This is a genomic window from Methanofollis sp. W23, assembly GCF_017875325.1.
Taxonomy (GTDB): Archaea; Halobacteriota; Methanomicrobia; order Methanomicrobiales; family Methanofollaceae; genus Methanofollis.
In genome coordinates this window covers 145,504-162,048 of the sequence record NZ_JAGGMN010000001.1, presented here as the reverse complement: position 1 = coordinate 162,048, position 16,545 = coordinate 145,504, and the positions used below count along the sequence as shown (strand labels likewise).

16 protein-coding genes and 1 tRNA gene are annotated in these 16,545 nt (G+C 57.9%); 8 read left to right on the top strand and 9 right to left on the bottom strand.

The features are described 5' to 3' along the window. Positions 1-91: 91 nt before the first annotated feature. From J2129_RS00680 to J2129_RS00650, 7 genes are all read right to left on the bottom strand, one after another. Complete coding sequence (locus J2129_RS00680; protein WP_209628660.1) at positions 92-976, bottom strand: thiamine pyrophosphate-dependent enzyme; 885 nt, start codon at positions 974-976, stop codon at positions 92-94. Continuing rightward, positions 977-2,134, bottom strand: a complete 1,158-nt coding sequence (gene porA, locus J2129_RS00675; protein WP_209628658.1) for a pyruvate synthase subunit PorA — start codon at positions 2,132-2,134, stop codon at positions 977-979. Positions 2,135-2,137: 3 nt separating this feature from the next. Then, positions 2,138-2,398 carry a pyruvate synthase subunit PorD gene (porD, locus tag J2129_RS00670; protein WP_209628656.1) on the bottom strand — a complete coding sequence of 87 codons (261 nt, stop codon included), beginning with the start codon at positions 2,396-2,398 and terminating at the stop codon, positions 2,138-2,140. Next, a complete protein-coding gene (locus J2129_RS00665; RefSeq protein ID WP_209628654.1) occupies positions 2,398-2,940 on the bottom strand; it encodes a pyruvate ferredoxin oxidoreductase subunit gamma in 543 nt (180 codons plus the stop codon). Before J2129_RS00665 ends, porD begins: the two co-directional genes overlap by 1 nt. A gap of 343 nt (positions 2,941-3,283) precedes the next feature. Next, on the bottom strand, positions 3,284-4,156 hold the full coding sequence (locus tag J2129_RS00660) for a methanogenesis marker 12 protein (RefSeq protein ID WP_209628653.1): 873 nt from the start codon (positions 4,154-4,156) through the stop codon (positions 3,284-3,286). A 514-nt stretch (positions 4,157-4,670) separates the two neighbouring features. After that, positions 4,671-5,828 (bottom strand): cofactor-independent phosphoglycerate mutase, encoded by a 1,158-nt coding sequence (locus J2129_RS00655; protein ID WP_209628650.1) that lies wholly within the window; start codon positions 5,826-5,828, stop codon positions 4,671-4,673. Positions 5,829-5,852: 24 nt separating this feature from the next. Beyond that, entirely contained in the window at positions 5,853-6,791 is a 939-nt protein-coding gene (locus J2129_RS00650; RefSeq protein WP_209628648.1) for an NAD-dependent epimerase/dehydratase family protein, read from the bottom strand. 148 nt (positions 6,792-6,939) lie between these two features. On the opposite strand from J2129_RS00650, the gene J2129_RS00645 reads away from it, so the two are divergent. The 5 genes from J2129_RS00645 to mch all read left to right on the top strand — a co-directional run bounded on the left by J2129_RS00645 (position 6,940) and on the right by mch (position 12,617). Then, the gene (locus J2129_RS00645; protein ID WP_245320525.1) at positions 6,940-7,806 is read left to right on the top strand and encodes a DUF368 domain-containing protein; all 867 of its coding nucleotides are present in this window, start codon (positions 6,940-6,942) and stop codon (positions 7,804-7,806) included. A gap of 410 nt (positions 7,807-8,216) precedes the next feature. After that, positions 8,217-9,761 (top strand): beta-ribofuranosylaminobenzene 5'-phosphate synthase, encoded by a 1,545-nt coding sequence (locus J2129_RS00640; protein WP_209628644.1) that lies wholly within the window; start codon positions 8,217-8,219, stop codon positions 9,759-9,761. A 47-nt stretch (positions 9,762-9,808) separates the two neighbouring features. Next, positions 9,809-10,417: a hypothetical protein gene (locus J2129_RS00635; protein WP_209628642.1), complete on the top strand. Its 609-nt coding sequence runs from the start codon at positions 9,809-9,811 to the stop codon at positions 10,415-10,417. A 59-nt stretch (positions 10,418-10,476) separates the two neighbouring features. Continuing rightward, positions 10,477-11,610, top strand: a complete 1,134-nt coding sequence (locus tag J2129_RS00630; protein WP_209628640.1) for an ORC1-type DNA replication protein — start codon at positions 10,477-10,479, stop codon at positions 11,608-11,610. Positions 11,611-11,672: 62 nt separating this feature from the next. Beyond that, the gene (gene mch, locus J2129_RS00625; RefSeq protein WP_209628638.1) at positions 11,673-12,617 is read left to right on the top strand and encodes a methenyltetrahydromethanopterin cyclohydrolase; all 945 of its coding nucleotides are present in this window, start codon (positions 11,673-11,675) and stop codon (positions 12,615-12,617) included. A 660-nt stretch (positions 12,618-13,277) separates the two neighbouring features. Here the strand turns inward: mch and J2129_RS00620 are convergent. Beyond that, positions 13,278-13,937, bottom strand: coding sequence for a nitroreductase family protein (locus tag J2129_RS00620; RefSeq protein ID WP_245320523.1), 660 nt, complete (start codon positions 13,935-13,937; stop codon positions 13,278-13,280). Beyond that, positions 13,934-14,269 carry a hypothetical protein gene (locus J2129_RS00615; RefSeq protein WP_209628637.1) on the bottom strand — a complete coding sequence of 112 codons (336 nt, stop codon included), beginning with the start codon at positions 14,267-14,269 and terminating at the stop codon, positions 13,934-13,936. Before J2129_RS00615 ends, J2129_RS00620 begins: the two co-directional genes overlap by 4 nt. Positions 14,270-14,302: 33 nt before the next feature. Here J2129_RS00615 and J2129_RS00610 point away from each other — a divergent pair, with 33 nt between their 5' ends. The 3 genes from J2129_RS00610 (at position 14,303) to J2129_RS00600 (ending at position 16,542) form a co-directional block, all read left to right on the top strand. Continuing rightward, entirely contained in the window at positions 14,303-14,908 is a 606-nt protein-coding gene (locus J2129_RS00610) for a PH domain-containing protein (protein WP_209628636.1), read from the top strand. A 197-nt stretch (positions 14,909-15,105) separates the two neighbouring features. After that, positions 15,106-15,179 (top strand) — tRNA-Val (locus J2129_RS00605). A gap of 985 nt (positions 15,180-16,164) precedes the next feature. Continuing rightward, positions 16,165-16,542: a DUF1059 domain-containing protein gene (locus J2129_RS00600; protein ID WP_209628635.1), complete on the top strand. Its 378-nt coding sequence runs from the start codon at positions 16,165-16,167 to the stop codon at positions 16,540-16,542. Positions 16,543-16,545: the final 3 nt, after the last annotated feature.

Sequence of the window (16,545 nt, the reverse complement as noted above, 5' to 3'; positions counted from 1 at the left end):
TCATCATCCATCGCTATATTCTGTAAAGGTAAGGTTGGAGAGTTTGGGGATGAACTCAGAACCAAAAAATTCTACCTGATCAAAAAAGATATTATTTCCGGTCGACGCCAAACACTTCGGCGTTATGATCGGCGATCGCCTGGATCTTGGCGATCTCTTCTTCGTTCTTCTTGGGCCTGAAGAGATGACGGAACCGCTTCTGGACCTGAAGATACTCGTCGACCGATTTGCGGCTCCCGACCTTCCTGACATGCTCCAGTTCACCGTTCACCATCTCGTAGTTGACCCAGAGCCCGGTCTCGACGGCAAGACGACCGATGTTCATCGTCTGCGAACCATCAAAACCCCAGCCCGTGCAGCAAGGCGTGTGGACCTGGATGTAGTTGGGGCCATGGATCTCCATTGCACGCTTCACCTTCCTGATCAGGTCATTCGGGTAGGCCATAGAGGCCGTCGCCACATAACTTGCCCCATGAGAATTCAGGATGGCAGGCAGATCCTTCTTGGGCCGCGGGTTCCCGGTCGAGCACTTCCCCACCGGGGTGGTGGTGGTATTGGCGTCGTACGGCGTCGCACCCGAACGCTGGATCCCGGTGTTCATGTAGGCCTCGTTGTCGTAGCAGATATAGGTGATATCGTGTCCCCGCTCAAAGGCCCCTGAGATGCAGAGCATCCCAATATCAAAGGTGGCACCGTCACCGCAGATACAGACGACATTCTCGTCGCGCCCCTGCTTCTTGAGGGACGACTCGATCCCCGAGGCCACCGCCGCAGCATTCTCGAAGAGTGAGTGGATCCATGGCACGCCCCAGGCTGTCTCCGGGTACGGGGTCGAGAAGACCTCCATGCATCCAGTCGAGGCCACCACGATCGTGTTCGGGCCCGTGCCCTTCAGGATGAGTTTTGCAGCCAGGGCAGGCCCACACCCGCCGCAGGCGCGGTGACCGCACTGGAAGAGTTCTGATTCCTGGTCCATTTAGAGCACCTCCGTCCTCAGTCCATAGAACTGATCGCCGATCCCCTTCTCGGCAAGGTCAACGACCGCTCTGATATCGCGTTTTCTCACGTCACGTCCACCCAGGGCGATGATGTAGTCGAGCACCTCGGCCCCGCTGCTGCCGTAGAGGGCGTCCCTCACCTCAAGGGCGACCGCCCCCTTCTGCCCGATCGAGATGTTCTTGTCCAGAACCGCCACTGTCGAGACACCGGCAAGGGCCGCCTTCACTTCTTCAGACGGGAAGGGCCTGAAACTTCTGATCTTCAGGAGACCGACCTTCTTGCCGTCCTCGCGCATCTCGTCGACCGCGTCCTTGACAGTCCCGCAGATCGAACCCATCGCCACAAGCGCAACATCCGCGTCCTCGAGGCGGTAGCCCTCGATCAACCCTGAATAGTCGCGCCCGAAGGTCTCGCCGAACTCGGCACCGACCTCAGCAAAGACCTTCCGTGCCCGCTTCATCGCCTCCTCGATCTCGTACCTGAACTCTGTGTAATACTCAGGAGTCGCATACATCCCAAGAGACATCGGGTTCTTGGCGTCCAGGATGTTCACTGGCTGATAGGCCGGGAGGAATGCGTCGACCTCTTCCTGGGTGGGGATGTCCACCGGTTCGTAGGTATGGGTCAGGATGAACCCGTCGAAGCAGACCATCGCCGGCAGAAGGACGTCGTGGTTCTCAGCCACCTTGTAGGCGATATAGTGGAGGTCATTTGCCTCCTGGTTGTCCTCGGCATAGAACTGCATCCAGCCCGCGTCGCGCAGCGAGATCGAGTCCTGCTGGTCGTTCCAGATGTTGAGGGGCGCCCCCATCGCACGGTTGGCGATGGTCATCACGATCGGTTGACGCATCCCGGCCACATTGAAGCAGACCTCGAACATCAGGGCCAGTCCCTGGGAGGTGGTCGCGGAGTAGACCCTCGAACCCGCAGCGCTTGCACCAAGACAGGCGGAGAGGGCGGAAAATTCACTTTCAACACAGATATAGTCGGCATCAAGGTCGCAGTCCGCAACCATGCTGGCCAGCGCCTCGACGATATGGGTCTGGGGGGTGATCGGATATGCGGCGATCACCTGGGGGCGGCAACGCTTCACAGCCTCGGCGACCGCGTGGGAGCCTTCAAGAATTTCCATCATTGTTTACTTCTCCTCCTGGACCATCTCGATGTCATCCACTGGACATTCCTCAGCGCAGAGCCCACAGCCCTTGCAGTAGTCGTAGTCCGCGACATAGTATCCGTCTTCACGTTCATACACACACCCTTCGGGGCATACGACTTCACAGAGCCCACATTTCACACACTGTTCGTATTTGAAGACAGGCTTGAAGACGCGCCAGGACCCGGTCTTGTTGTCATGAGCGCGGCCCGGGGGGGCGGCGCACCCGACTCTCAGTGCCATCAGGCCTCACCCTTGATGAGGTTATAGGCATATTCAGCAGCTGCGACGTTCTTGTCGCCGAGCTTTCCAGGGAAGCGAGCCCGCAACGCCTTTTCAAGCGCCGGGAGGGCGATCTCACCTGAGGCCGCGGCAAAGGCGCCGATGAGCGTGGTGTTGGTGATCGGCACGCCGAGGTGCTGGAGGGCGATCGCGGTCGCGTCGATCACGATCACCTTTACCCCTTCGGGGACATCAACCGAGAGCTCCTTTTCTGTGTTGATCAGGGCGATCCCGCCCTCTCTCATCCCGCCAAAGACGTCCACGTCACCGACCAGGGTGCTGTCCTGCACGATCACATAGTCGGGTTCGTAGACCTCACTGCGCAGGCGAACTTTCCTATCATTGAAGCGAACAAATGCCTGCACCGGGGCTCCCCGCCGTTCGACGCCAAAGGACGGGAAGGCCTGGGAGTAGACACCGCCTTCAAACGCGGCGACGGCGATCAGTTCGGCAGCAGTGACAGACCCCTGTCCACCCCTGCCATGGATGCGTAACTCTCTCACTCAGAATACCCCACCTAATTTATCATGATTAATAAATAAGAATATTTTGCCAGCACGCAGCCGTCTGGCCAGAAGGCACCATCTGTGTACATAAGTGTGCCAGTAAAAATCATCATCATCTTCTATCAACTTTACGAAATAACCCGCCCAGACTCAAAATCGTGTAAAATACCCATATATATGGGATCTTTTCCCAGGACGACACACCCCATGACAGAGGCAGTATTGTGTACTATCCGGGAAATTTTCTGACATATTATACCCAAAAAGAGAGGGAATACGATCGAATGAGCCAGTTGCGTGAGAGCGCATCTATGGAAAGAGAGGAGATCTGGAGATATCCTCACCTGTCCAGGGGAAGTCCAAGAACAGGTGCATTTCCGGTAAAAACCGCCCTGGCAATCCCGGCAAGTCCGTGCGCGGCACACCACTCATCATAGACTGCCACCTCGCGACCGAGGAGGGCGCGCACTTCGTCTGCCACCACCGGCGCTTTCGATCCCGCAAGAGCCACCCGCGCATGGGGGTTGAGAAGAAGCATCGAAGCGCATTCCATCGCCGCAAACATCGCAAGGGCGCGGTCCTGCTCGTCAGGAGGAAGGGTGTGGGCAACGCCCGCGTGGAGGAAGGCCTCGTTCGCCGTCTCGAGGCCGACATCGACCCGCCGGATGGCATCGACGTCCAGCGCCCCGTGCTGCGTACCCGGCGCAAAGACACAGGCGTCAAAGGCCCCGACGACTTTTTCATCCGAGACCAGGAGGGTCACGGTGTTTGAAGAGACATCTGAGACCACGACGTCCCTCCCCAGGTCACGACAGACCGCATAGGCGATTCCCAGTTTTTCAGGGCTGGTCTGGTGCGAATATGCCTTAAAGCGCGGGTCGGTAGGGGAGCCGCGGTGGATACCAGGGACCACAACGGCTGGAAGACCGCTGGCGGCCACTTCGTCGAAGACACGCGTCCCGCCGCCGATATGTTTGCCCGCACCTTCCTGCGAGACGACCCCGCGGTGCGTCACCTTTCTGATATCAGTGAAGGCCGAGATCCCGTCACCCATTGAGTAACAGAGTGCGATCCCCTCGATCTCGTCCAGGGGACAGAGGCGTTCGAAGTCATGGACTGAGAACTCGCGCGCGGCCTCACGTGAGATCTTGAAATGCCCCTCCTCGGAGGCAAAGCGCATGGCCGTCGTGCCATGATCGATCCCGATAAACATGGTGTTTCCTGTACCTTTTGCACCTGCCTGCACAAGTACGTTTTCTGGCCTGTGGACTCTGGAGAAGTCCTCGTGTCGACGTTCTGTAGTGGGGGAGTGATCTTCACGATGTGAGTGATCGACTCTGTAGAAACCCATTTTAATGGCTTCCGGTGGGTTTCCAGGAGGCAAAAGCCCCCGGACCCCAGGGATGAAGATAGGGCCGGGAAGGCACACTCAATCGCCATGAAGAGCGTAATGCTGTCTACCGCCTACCTTCGCACGGTGGGGTCGGGGGGCGGCACGCACCCCGGAGAAGAAAACGATCAAGAGGATTTCTACAGAACCCCAAAAAGCCTTTTTTTTACAAAAAAAGATGTTCACAAGTCCTATGCGAATACCAAAGGTTCTCTCCACGATCTTCCCCCTCTCACTGTTGCAAAAAGAGGGCTGAAGACCATTAAGACGGTCTCAAGGAGTGAGCAGGCCACTGACCTGACGACCAAGAGGGGAGCCTTCGATCCCCCAAAAAACTCTACGCACTTCTTCGCCCGAAGAGGAGGGGCAGGAGGTCGGCCGAGGGGCGCAGGCCATAGGCCCCCTTTGCCGCCTCACGCTCTGAGTATTTTGTGGTGGCGTCTCTGCCATGCCCCAGGACCGCAAAGGGGACCGGGTCGCGGGTGTGGGTCTTGATCCTGATCGGCGTCGGGTGATCGGGGAGGAGGGCGAGCGCCCCGTCGAAGTGATCGAGGACCGTGCCGAGCATCCCGTCGACTCCCTCGATCGCCTTCACCTTCTCCTCGACGCTGCCCATGTGCCCGGCCTCGTCGGGTGCCTCCACATGGATATAGAGGAAGTCGAGGTGCTCGATGGCCTTGAGGGCATAGCGCGCCTTCGCCTGATAGTCGGTATCGATGAACCCGGTGGCGCCCGGCACATGGACCACCTCCATCCCGGCATAGGTCGCGATCCCGTTGAGGAGGTCGACCGCGGAGATCATCCCCCCTGCAAGTCCCCAGCGCCCTGTAAAGTCAGGGATCGCCGGCCGCTTCCCGCCGCTCCATGGCCAGATCGTCGTGGCTGGGAGTTTCCCTGCGGCCGTACGGGCGCGGTTCACCGGGTGGTCGGCAAACGCCACCTTTGCAGCCTGCATACATTGCGCAAGAAGGGGAGCGTCCCCGCCTTTCGGGAGGTACGGGGCGACCTCCTGCCCGACGATGTCGTGAGGCGGAGTGGTCTCAGAGCCCTCCCCCTCGTGGACGACCATCAGGTTGCGGTACGAGACCCCAGGATGGAATTCGGCACCAGGCACGGCAAGGGAGGTGATGAGGGCGGCGCCCTCCTCGCTTGTGATATGTCCGGCATTGAAGTCCTCCATCACCCCGTCCTTGAGTGTGACCAGGTTGAAGCGGTAGGCATAGTCTGAGGAGCCCAGGGGGACTCCCATACTTGCCGCCTCCAGCGGGCCCCGACCGGTATAACAGGTCCGCGGGTCATAACCCAGGACCGAGAGATTCGCGACATCGCTTCCTGGCTCATACCCATCAGGTACTGTCTTCAAGAGTCCGCATTGTCCGTCTCTTGCGACGAGGTCCATGTTGGGCGTATCTGCATATTCAAGGGGGGTCTGGCCGCCGAGTGCTTCAAGGGGCTCGTCGGCCATCCCGTCCCCCAGCACGACGATATACTTCATCTTTGACCTTCTCTTTTGTGTTCTTCAGCAGAGTTCTTTGATCAGGGCGCGGGCTGCCTGCCGCACCGCCTCCTCAGACCCGGTCCCGGCGCCCCAGCCTGTCGCCTTGAGTTTTTCAACCGAAAGCTGCATCTTTGGGACGTCGCCGACCCAGCCGCGGTCGCCGCCGGTGTACTTGAACTCCACATCAGAGAGCCCCATCTCGCCCGCGACGATCCGGGCGATCGTCGTGACGTCGACCCAGTCTTCAGACCCGATATTGAAACAGGAGAAGGGTTCGTCCGTGGCCCCGACCGCATGGATGACGGCCGCCACGCACTCTGAGACCAGGAGGTACGACTTGATCTGCTTCCCGTCCCCGAGGATCTCGAGTTCGGCCGGGTTCTCTTTCAGTTTGTGGGCAAAGTCCCAGATCACGCCGTGGTTGCTCCTCTCCCCGATGATGTTGGCGAACCTGAAGACCCATGCCTTCATGCCATAGGTATGGGCATAAGAGGAGATCATCGCCTCGGCGGCCAGTTTGCTCGCGGCATAGACCGAGATCGGTTCCATCGGGCTGTAGTCCTCAGGGGTCGGGATAACCGATGCTTCGCCATAGACCGTCGAGGTGGAGGTGAATACGATCTCGCCGACGCTGTACGTCCGCATCGCGTCAAGGACACGGACCGTGGCGGTGACATTGTTCTCGTATACGTCTGTCGGAGTGGCGGCGCTCCCCCGCACGTCGGGGTCGGCAGCAAGGTGGTAGACCCGGTCCGCCCCTTTGAAACGTTCCTGCCACCCGTCCTCAAGCAGGTCGGCCTGCAGGTACTCGACCTTCCCGGCATCGAGATGGCCTCTGATATTTATGAGATCTCCGGTGCGGAGGCTGTCGATGACCAGCACACGATCCCCCTGTGCCACCAGGGTATCGACCAGATGGGAGCCGATAAACCCGGCGCCGCCCGTGACGATCGAAAACATATATGATCCCATTGGCAGCGCGAGATAATATGGGTGACGGCGCCCCTTTCTCCCGCCTCTTCCAGTCAGGATACCGCCCCTCTCAGGCTCCCATCATAATCATTAATTACTCATCGCCCGCAGACCATAACCCCACGAGAGTATGAGCATGCGCAAAGGGATATGGGAACATGTCGGGATATATGTCCGCGGCCTGATGATGGGGGCCTGCGATATTATCCCGGGCGTGTCTGGAGGTACCATCGCTCTCATCACCGGGATCTACGAGCGGCTGATCAGGGCGATCGGGGCCATCGATCCAGGTTCCCTGAAGCATGTGCTGCACGGTGACTTCGACGCCTTCAGGGACGACCTCGAAAAAATCGATCTGCTGTTCCTGGTCGTCCTTGGTGCCGGGATCGCCACCGCCTTCCTGGCGATGTCGAGCATCATCCTGTACCTCCTCGGTGATTATGGTGTCGAGACCTATTCTTTCTTCCTCGGGCTGATCATCGCCTCAGCCGTGGTCCTCTTCCGGGGGATACGCGCTCCTGGCATGAAAGGTCTGGCCATTCTTGTGACCGGGGCGGTCGCCGGATTCCTGCTCACCGGTCTTGGCCATCTCGACCCCGGTCACTCCCTGCCCGTGATCTTCCTGACCGGCATGGTGGCGATCTGCGCGATGGTCCTCCCAGGGATCTCTGGCGCCTATATTACGCTTGTCCTCAACCAGTATGAGTTCATGCTCGCCGCGATCAAGGCGTTCTCCCTCCCTGAGATCTCCGTCTTTCTCATCGGTGCGGTCACCGGGCTTTTCCTCTTCATAAAGGCCCTGAAATATCTCCTGGAGACCCATCATACCGTGATGATCGCCTTTCTCACCGGGTTGATGCTCGGGGCGACCAGGACGCTCTATGAGAAGGCGGCGATGTCTGGTGACCTCCTCCCTGCAGGGGGAATATTCTTCATCGTCGGGGTTGTTTTCATCGGCGTTGTGGAGTATATTAAGCAGCGTTACGAGAAGAGCGGCGCCTGAAATAAGTGCGACAGCCCCCCCCAGGACGACGAACGAGCCCGGAGGCCAATTCAACGTTTTAAAGAGGATTTCTCGATCATGAGAATATCTCTGATCTTCAAACAACGCGTCCGGTCATCACCTTCCTTCCAGTCACCTCTCGGAGGTCAAACACAGGAATTCTACGGGGGCGTTCAAAAATCATCACTGAACTCCCTGGTGAAGAGAAGGGCGCAGAGACACCCACGGGATATGCTTTAGGAGAAAGTGTGCGGCATCAGAACCCTGCAATCATCATCAATCAGAGGGGGTAACTCTCATCATCTGCCGCGCTCAAGAGAGAGTTATCATACACTATTAGTGCTTCAGGGTATTATTCTTCCCTGACATCCATGCGGCCCCCCCAGGTGAGGGACAGCAGGTGAAGACCCATGACATCTTTTGCCATCACCAAAAAACTCCGAAAATTGGAGAAGGATATCGGCACCCTCTCGCCGATGCAGAAGATCCTTCTTGGTACCGACGGGTCGGTGACCACCCTCCTTGAAAATGTGCTGGGGTGCGAGGTGAGCGTGCACACCCTCACCCAGGAGGTGGTGCCCGCCGATGAAGGTGTGGCGGCGTCTCTTGACATCAGTGCAGGAGAACCGGTCAACCACCGTATCGTGACCTTGAACGAGCGCGAGAGCGGGAAGCCTCTCATGTACGCATCGTCAAACACCCCGCTCTCCAGGCTTGAACCTTCATTCAAGGACGACCTCATGCGGGCCGACATCCCGATCGGGCGGATCATGCAGAGACACCAGATCGAGGCGCGCCGCGAACTCGACGACGTGAAGGCATGCCGCGCCGGCACCGGCATCAGCGATATCTTCGGGATCGTCCGCCATGAACCGCTGCTCTCCCGTCGGTACCGGATCATCACGGGGGGCGCACCCCTCATCGCCATCAGGGAGACCTTCCCGTACTGCCACTTCACCGACGAGGCACGCGTGATCGTGGAGGCCCCCGCACGGATCCATATGGGCCTCATCGATATGAACGGGAGTTCAGGGCGAGTCGACGGCGGGATCGGTCTCTCGGTCGAGGACCCGACCATCGTGATCGAGGCAAAACAGGGGAGCGAACTCTCGGTGAAAGGAGATGAAGAGAGTGCAAAACGTGTGAAAAAAACAGCAGAGAAAGTCCTTGCCGCGCTCGGGGTCAGGGGCGGTGCCGAGATCACGCTCCACCATACCTATCCCGGGCACATCGGGCTTGGGAGCGGCACCCAACTCGCTCTTGCCACCGCCCGCGCCCTCTCGGCCCTCTACCGCCCCATGGAGACAGGAGAGATCGCGGCGATCACGGGGAGAGGCGGGACGTCGGGGATCGGGACCGCGGCATTTGAGTCAGGCGGCTTCATTCTTGACGGCGGGCATCGTTTCGGTCCTTCAGGAGAGAAGTCAGACTTCAGGCCCTCTGCAGCCTCAGGCGGGGTGAGGCCGGCACCGGTGCTCTTCAGGCATCCCTTCCCTGAGGACTGGCAGGTCCTCCTGGCCACGCCTGCCCTCCCAGAAGGTGCAAGCGGGAAGAGAGAAGTGGATATTTTTCGGCAGCACTGCCCGGTCCCCCTCGACGAGGTACAGGCGCTCTGCCATGCCGTGCTGATGCAGATGCTGCCCGGCCTCGTCGAAAAAGATCTCGACCTCTTCGGGACGGCAGTGAACACAATCCAGGGGCTCGGGCTCAAGCGGTGTGAACACAGTCTTCAGCCCCCCCTCATCCACGACCTGATCACGACCCTCAGGGACGCCGGCGCTGCCGGGGTTGGTCTGAGTTCGTTTGGCCCGACGGTCTATGCGATCGGGGATACCGGGATGCAGGACGTCCTCAGAGCCGCAGACGAGGCGATGAAAGAGACCGGAGGGACAGCACTCCTCACCCATGCCAGAAACTGCGGGGCACATGTCAGGGTCGCCCAGGGAATTAACTGACGAATATACACTGATATAGATATAGTACCCATATTCCTGTGAGAACCATGCCTGGAAAGAAGACGCTCACACTCGGGATCACCGTCAATCTTGACAACTACGAGAACCTCCGGCTTGAAGTGGCCGGAGAGGTGGAATCGCAGGAGGACGCCGACGAACTTGCCGGGTTCCTTGACGAAATGCTGGGACGGCTCGGCCGGGGCGACGACGCAACTGCCGAACGGGTGGATGCCTACCGCCGTCGGGTCTTCTCCACAAAGGAGACTGCAGAGCCCATACCGCATGCCCCTACGAAAGAACAGACCGTGCTTGTCCCGCCCATCGAAGTCGAAGAAGAGGAGAAGAGAGAGGTCGCCCCCGAACAGGCCCCTGAAAAACAGGGAGAACCCGCACCTGCACCCTCCCCTGAACCGGTGAGGGCAGAACCCGCACCAGAAAAACCCGCAGAGCCCGCACCCGCACCCTCCCCTGAACCGGAGAGGGCAGAACCTGCACCAGAAAAACCTGCAGAACCGACGCCGACCCAGGCCGCAGACGAGGCAGTCTGTGAGGAATGTGGGGCGGCAGTCCAGAAGACCCAGAAACAGATGAGCCAGCTCTTCCTGAACAAAACCCTCTGCAAGGGATGCATGGACAAACTGACTCATCCCCAGTGAATACCCGGGAAATGTGCAGATCTAAAGCCTATAAATAAAGACGAAACAAGGGATAGATGATGAAAAAGGATCTCCTCATGTGGGACGAGACGCTCTTCCGGGACCCCGAGGTCTTTGAGATCGATTATGTCCCAGAGCAGTTCAACCACAGGGAGACCCAGATGCGAGAACTCGCCTTCCAGATCAAACCCGGTTTCAGAGGGGGCAGACCACTCAACTCCATCTGCAGGGGCCTTCCTGGTACCGGGAAGACGACAAGCGTCCGAAAACTCTTCGCACAGGTGGAGGAGGAGGAGAGCAGACTTGTCCCGGTCTACATCAACTGCCAGATCGACAACACCAAGTTCGCCGTCTTCGCCCAGATCTACCAGAAGCTTGCCGGGCGTCACCCTCCTGCCTCGGGCACCTCGTTCAAGCAGATCTTCAACGCCGTCGCAAAACATCTCCTGAAAGAAGAGAAGGTGCTGATCGTCGCCCTCGACGATGCAAATTATCTCCTGTATGAGAACGAGATCAACAAGGTCCTCTACCCCCTCCTCCGCTCACACGAGTCCTACCCTGGCACGAGGATCGGGGTGATCTCGATCATCTCTGACATGAATGTCGACCTCTCCCGCGAGGTCGACCCCAGGGTCTTCTCGGTCTTCAGGCCGACCGAGATCTACTTCCCCCCGTACAGCGCCGACGAGGTGCACCACATCCTTTCTGAGCGCGTGATGACCGGGCTATACCCTGGAGCCCTCACAGATTCAATGCTCGACCTTGTCGTCGAACAGACGATGAAGAGCGGCGACCTCCGGGTGGGACTCGACCTCCTCAAGCGTGCCACCCTGAACGCGGAGATGGCGGCACGCCGGCAGGTCGAGGAGGACGACATCTGTCAGGCATACAAGATCTCGAAATATCTCCACCTTACCTTCACGCTCAGAACCCTGAAAAAAGAAGAGAAAGATCTGGTGCGGGTCATCGCCGAGATGAGTCAGGAGATTGACGAAAAAGAGGAGATGAACGCGGGAGGGGTGTACGAAGAGGCAAAAACGCATATGAAACTCGGCTACACCAGGTATTACGAGATCATCAAGAAACTCGATGCCATGCGCCTCATCAACCTCACGTACCGACGGGGGAGAGGACGAACGCGGGTCATCTCCCTGAGATATGAACCAGGGCGCATCCTCGAACTCCTGGTCTGAGAGATCGATTGACAAGTCTTATCTATTCTCTCCTCGTTCATTATGTGAACGGTGATAATTCCATGCTGAGCGTGAATGAACAGGCCCTTGATATTTTCAACGATATTTTCGAGTACCCAGAAGAGTACAACGTTGCGGCGCACGAACTGGACAATGGTGCCAGGATCGTCGATGCCGGTGTTTCGGTACCTGGCGGCTATCAGGCCGGACGGGTCTTTACCGAGATCTGTATGGGCGGGCTCGGCGACGTGAACTTCACGATGGGTCAGATCAAGGGGATCCCGATGCCTTTCATCGAGGTCTCTACCGACTTCCCATCGATTGCGTGCCTTGGCGCACAGAAGGCGGGCTGGACGGTCAAGGTCGGGAACTACTTCGCGATGGGGTCAGGCCCTGCGCGAGCACTTTCCCTCAAGCCCAAGCACACCTATGAAGTGATCGACTACCAGGACGAGTGCGAGTCTGCAGTGATCTGCCTGGAGAGCGACCATCTCCCGAACGGCGAGGTCATGCAGTTCATCGCCGACACCTGCAAGGTGGACGTCGCCAACACCTGTGCGATCGTCGCACCGACCTCCTCGATCGTGGGTTCGATCCAGGTCGCCGGCAGGTGTGTCGAGACCGCGGTCTACAAACTCAATGAACTCGGTTTTGACACGAAAAAGATCGTCGCCGCCATGGGCACCGCCCCGGTCCCGCCGGTCCGCGGCCCGAAGCTGGCCATGGGGGTCACCAATGATGCCACCATCTACCACGGCCAGATCAACCTGACGATGGACGCCCCTGAGATCACCGAGTACCTCGAGAAGATCCCGTCCAACAAGTCGAAGGGCTATGGCAAGCCTTTCAACGAGATCTTCAAGGAGGCAGGCTACGACTTCTACAAGATCGACACCTCCCTCTTCTCTCCGGCCGAAGTGGTCATCAACGAGCTCTCCAAGGGTGCGGTCTACCATGTCGGCGAAGTGAACCCCGATGTGACCCTGCAGTCCTTCGGGCTCCAGTAATATTTTTTTCGCGCGGTAAAGACGCTCATATTTTCGCCGGGTCCATGGACAGCCTAGCCTCCACCTAGGAACATACCCTGGTGCCGTCTCCATCCCAGCGACCCCTGGATCCGGACCATACCAGATCAAAAACTTGTTTTCTCGGCTCTGTAGAAAGCTTGGCCGCCCCCTGAACCCCCCGCAACACGATAGGTCGAAGACGGCAGCACTCTCTTTATAGTCATCTATTCTGCTTTCCCGACCCGGGGGTCCGGGGGGCAGCGCCCCCGGCCAAAGGGGGCGGGAAGGCGGGTGACACATGTCTCACCCACACAAGAGGTGAGGGGTTCTACAGAGCCGTTTTCTCAGAGGCCATTTGGAAAATTCGGTATGAGACGATATCACACCTCATCCATACGAGATGAACATTTTCTGTTGCTGGATCATCTTTTTTCAGACAGGAGTATCGGTGAGGACTTTGTTCCATCGTCACCCCCGCCCCTCCTCATCGTGGGGGTCCAGGGGGCGAGTGCCACCCTGACTCCAGGGATGGCGATGGGGGCGGACAAAAACCCCCATACAAGACCTGAACACTATCGTGGGAACTCACGCACTCGAACGGCCCATGATCTTCATAAAGGCGATACAGCAATCATCCTTCCTATCTTCTGCGACCTTTACTCAAATCCAGGTAATCATTGGCTCAGCCCGCACCGGCATCTCTGGACGCTCCCCTGGATACCCAAAGATCAACGGAGCGATGATCGCATAACCGGACGGCACCCCCAGTCTCTTCATCAGTTCAGTGTTCCCCGCAACCGGCCTGGCAGACCCGATCCAGCAGCTCCCGATCCCCATCGCATGAGCGGCGAGCATCATGGTGCCGGCACAGAGGGTGCAGTCATGAGTGCTGTACGGGTTCTTCTCGTCACCAAGCACCAGGACGAGCACCGGGGCACCGTAGAAGATCTCAAAATCTTCCCTCGAGAGGAGGGCTCGAAATACCACGGCCATCTCATCGGTGGCCCCCTCCAGCATCCCGCGGAGGACCGGTTTGCAGTAGTCTGAGATCTGTTTCATCAGCGCACGGTCCCTGACGACGATAAACCGCCAGGGCTGAAGCCCCATGGCAGTCGGGGCGTGGACCCCGGCCTCGATGACCGCGGTGACCGTCGCCTCGTCGAGGGGGCGGTCTTCATATGCCCTGATGCTCCGCCTCTCCTTGATGGCCGCAAGGACCACCTCCACCTCAGTTGGCATGGCCGGTCCTGTGTCGCATTGCTGGATAAAATCGTTTGGTTCAGGAAGAACCTTCACCCGCACACCATCAGGTCGACTCATGAGGCGTCCATTATGAGGAGATGGCGGCCCAGGAGAGGGGTGCCATCTCTGGTCCTGTCCTGGTGCCGGGCGTGACCAGAGCGAGCATGTGAATATCTTTCCCTGTCAAGGGCCAGGAGGAAACGACCCGAAAGAGAAGAGAGTACAATCACATGCTCCACTTTCTTGACTATGGGAAGGCGGGTGACACACCCCCTTTCCACAATAGGTGAAGGGTTCTGCAGTGCCACAATATCGGCTTTGTAGAATTCCTCTAGAGAGCCATCTCGACGGGTGACGCCACGCCCCTCACAGAAGATTTCCATCCAGAGGGGTTCTACAAAGCCCGGCATACCTTTATTGTATTATAGAGAGGAGTATCGCATATGACAGACCCTGTCACCATAGGGAGAGATTTCAAACCCGCCTCCCAGTTCAAGAGATATTATTTCCTGTCTCTTGTCTTTACAGGGGTTCTCTGTGCTCTCTTCATTGTGCTCCCGGTCTCCCTTGCCGGAGAAGAGTGGCTCACCCTCCTCTTCGGTGGAGGGGTGCTCGCCCTCCTCATCTTCGTCGCCGTCTGGATCCCCCTCTACTACCGGAGCATCGTCTATCATCTCACCGATACTGAGATGACCTGGAAGCGAGGAGTCTGGTTCAGGAGCACCGGGATCGTCCCGTACAACCGGATCACCAATGTCGATATCATCCAGGGCCCGGTGATGCGAATCTTTGGCATCTCCAACCTCCGTATCCAGACTGCTGGCTACTCGGCCCAGGCCCAGGCCGAGATCAGGATCCTGGGCATCGAGGAACCAGAACCCTTGCGAGAACTGATCATGGCGCAGGTGCGCGGACGCCCGCCGGTGGCGGCAGCAACAGGAGGCGAGGAGAAAGAGATCGCGCCGGCCCATGGAGAGGCAGGGCAGGCGGCGGTCGTCGCGGAATTGCAGGCGATCAAAAGACTGCTTGAAAAGATCGCCGAAAAATAACCGACAAAAGTCCCTGGAGATACCCTCCTGGTGATGCGCCCCGCCTGGAGGGGACGTGTTGCCCCTACCACGAACGATAGATGAAGGTGAGTGAGGCACGCTCATACCAGGAACAAGTGAGACTCTCTAAAATGACCGGCACAGAGCGAGGGAGCAACACGTTTAATACCGACCAATGAGAAACATTTATGAACACTGGGCTTGTGGTCTAGTCGGTTATGACGTCGCCCTTACACGGCGAAGATCTCCGGTTCGAACCCGGACAGGCCCACTCATTACCGACCCTGTTTTTAAAATGATTATAATAATGACTCTATAGAATCGGGCATGAACCCCTGGTTCACGCATATGGGATGAACATGATCATGGGTCTCCAGGGCGTGTGGACCCGTGCCCCCCTTTAGAGCGGGACACCACAGGGAGAACCCCGCACCGACCTCTTCTCGTCGTGTGGGAGGGGTTCTGGGGTGCACCCCCCGGCGCGAGACAACAGTAAAGAGTCTGCGATGAGGGCGGCCGATCAGGTAGACATCCCTTCCCGCACCCCCCGCACCGGGATGGCGATAGGGACGGGAAGACAGAGGCCCGATCATTCGGGAGATGTATCCGAAATCGGCGTATCGGTCAAGAAGGGGTGTGGTGGATTCAAACCATTATGAAAACCCGGAAAGATGACATTAAGGATCATTTTCATGGAAAAATGTCATATTCATCTATTCTGCTTTCCCTGCCCCATCGTGCTCCCTGGGACCTGGGAGGCACTCGTCCCCAGCACGAAGGGTGGGAAAGCGGGTGCATCACACTCATACTCAGAACTGGCGGAAGTATCTACAACGCCATAATAATCGGGTCAATCATGTTTTTAGAACTCAGAATTAAAAATTAGACTTTGTAAAATCCCTCATCTTTCCCGGGCGCAAGTGCAAACCATCCACCTTCCCCCACCCCCATGCCGGAGCGAGTGCCGCCCGCACCCAGGAAGGAAGAGAGGGCCGGGACGGCAGAACCAATGACCATGAAGAAGGGGTTGCCGTCCTCGACCTATCATATGGCAGGGAGACCAGGGGCAGCACGCCCCCTGCCACCAGAAGACATAGATCCCTGTAAGAATTCATACCCCTCTTCACACAGGATACTGTGCCTCAGAAGGCGTTTCACCCGTTTTTCTCTCCTTTCGGCTCTGGAGAGTCCCTCACCGATTCAGGGAGCGACACCTCAGAACAACATACCCTCCCACCACTCACCCAGGCGGTGCTTTGAAGATTGTCGCCATTTCGTATTTCTTGTGGTTGCAAAAACTCCTTTTCAGGAAGATCTTCGATTTCCCGGGGGTCCAGGATCTCTGTTCCAGTGCTCAGGGGACATCTAAGAAAACATCACATCGAAAAAGCGAGGAGATTGCCCTGACCGATCGGATAGGATCATCATATATACCAGGTCGATATATCCCCCCTCCGGTGATGGCCATGCCGTCGTTTAAGTGCAAAGACATCGGGATGAAATGTGATTTCGAGACCAGAGCTGAGAATGAATTTGACCTCGAACAGCAGATCGCCGATCACGCCCGCGAGGCGCACGGTAAAGAGCACCTTTCTGCAGAGGAATGGGTACAGATCAAGAAGGTAATCCACTAAGCA

Excerpts from the sequence above, each read along its gene's own strand:
- J2129_RS00640 (WP_209628644.1), top strand. The coding sequence starts at position 8,217 with ATGACATCTTTTGCCATCACCAAAAAACTCCGAAAATTGGAGAAGGAT.
- J2129_RS00620 (WP_245320523.1), bottom strand. The coding sequence starts at position 13,937 with ATGAGTCGACCTGATGGTGTGCGGGTGAAGGTTCTTCCTGAACCAAAC.
- J2129_RS00650 (WP_209628648.1), bottom strand. The coding sequence starts at position 6,791 with ATGTTTTCGATCGTCACGGGCGGCGCCGGGTTTATCGGCTCCCATCTG.
- J2129_RS00655 (WP_209628650.1), bottom strand. The coding sequence starts at position 5,828 with ATGAAGTATATCGTCGTGCTGGGGGACGGGATGGCCGACGAGCCCCTT.
- porA (WP_209628658.1), bottom strand. The coding sequence starts at position 2,134 with ATGATGGAAATTCTTGAAGGCTCCCACGCGGTCGCCGAGGCTGTGAAG.
- J2129_RS00630 (WP_209628640.1), top strand. The coding sequence starts at position 10,477 with ATGAAAAAGGATCTCCTCATGTGGGACGAGACGCTCTTCCGGGACCCC.
- J2129_RS00635 (WP_209628642.1), top strand. The coding sequence starts at position 9,809 with ATGCCTGGAAAGAAGACGCTCACACTCGGGATCACCGTCAATCTTGAC.
- J2129_RS00680 (WP_209628660.1), bottom strand. The coding sequence starts at position 976 with ATGGACCAGGAATCAGAACTCTTCCAGTGCGGTCACCGCGCCTGCGGC.
- mch (WP_209628638.1), top strand. The coding sequence starts at position 11,673 with ATGCTGAGCGTGAATGAACAGGCCCTTGATATTTTCAACGATATTTTC.
- J2129_RS00645 (WP_245320525.1), top strand. The coding sequence starts at position 6,940 with ATGCGCAAAGGGATATGGGAACATGTCGGGATATATGTCCGCGGCCTG.
- J2129_RS00615 (WP_209628637.1), bottom strand. The coding sequence starts at position 14,269 with ATGCCGGGCTTTGTAGAACCCCTCTGGATGGAAATCTTCTGTGAGGGG.
- J2129_RS00610 (WP_209628636.1), top strand. The coding sequence starts at position 14,303 with ATGACAGACCCTGTCACCATAGGGAGAGATTTCAAACCCGCCTCCCAG.
- porD (WP_209628656.1), bottom strand. The coding sequence starts at position 2,398 with ATGGCACTGAGAGTCGGGTGCGCCGCCCCCCCGGGCCGCGCTCATGAC.
- J2129_RS00660 (WP_209628653.1), bottom strand. The coding sequence starts at position 4,156 with ATGTTTATCGGGATCGATCATGGCACGACGGCCATGCGCTTTGCCTCC.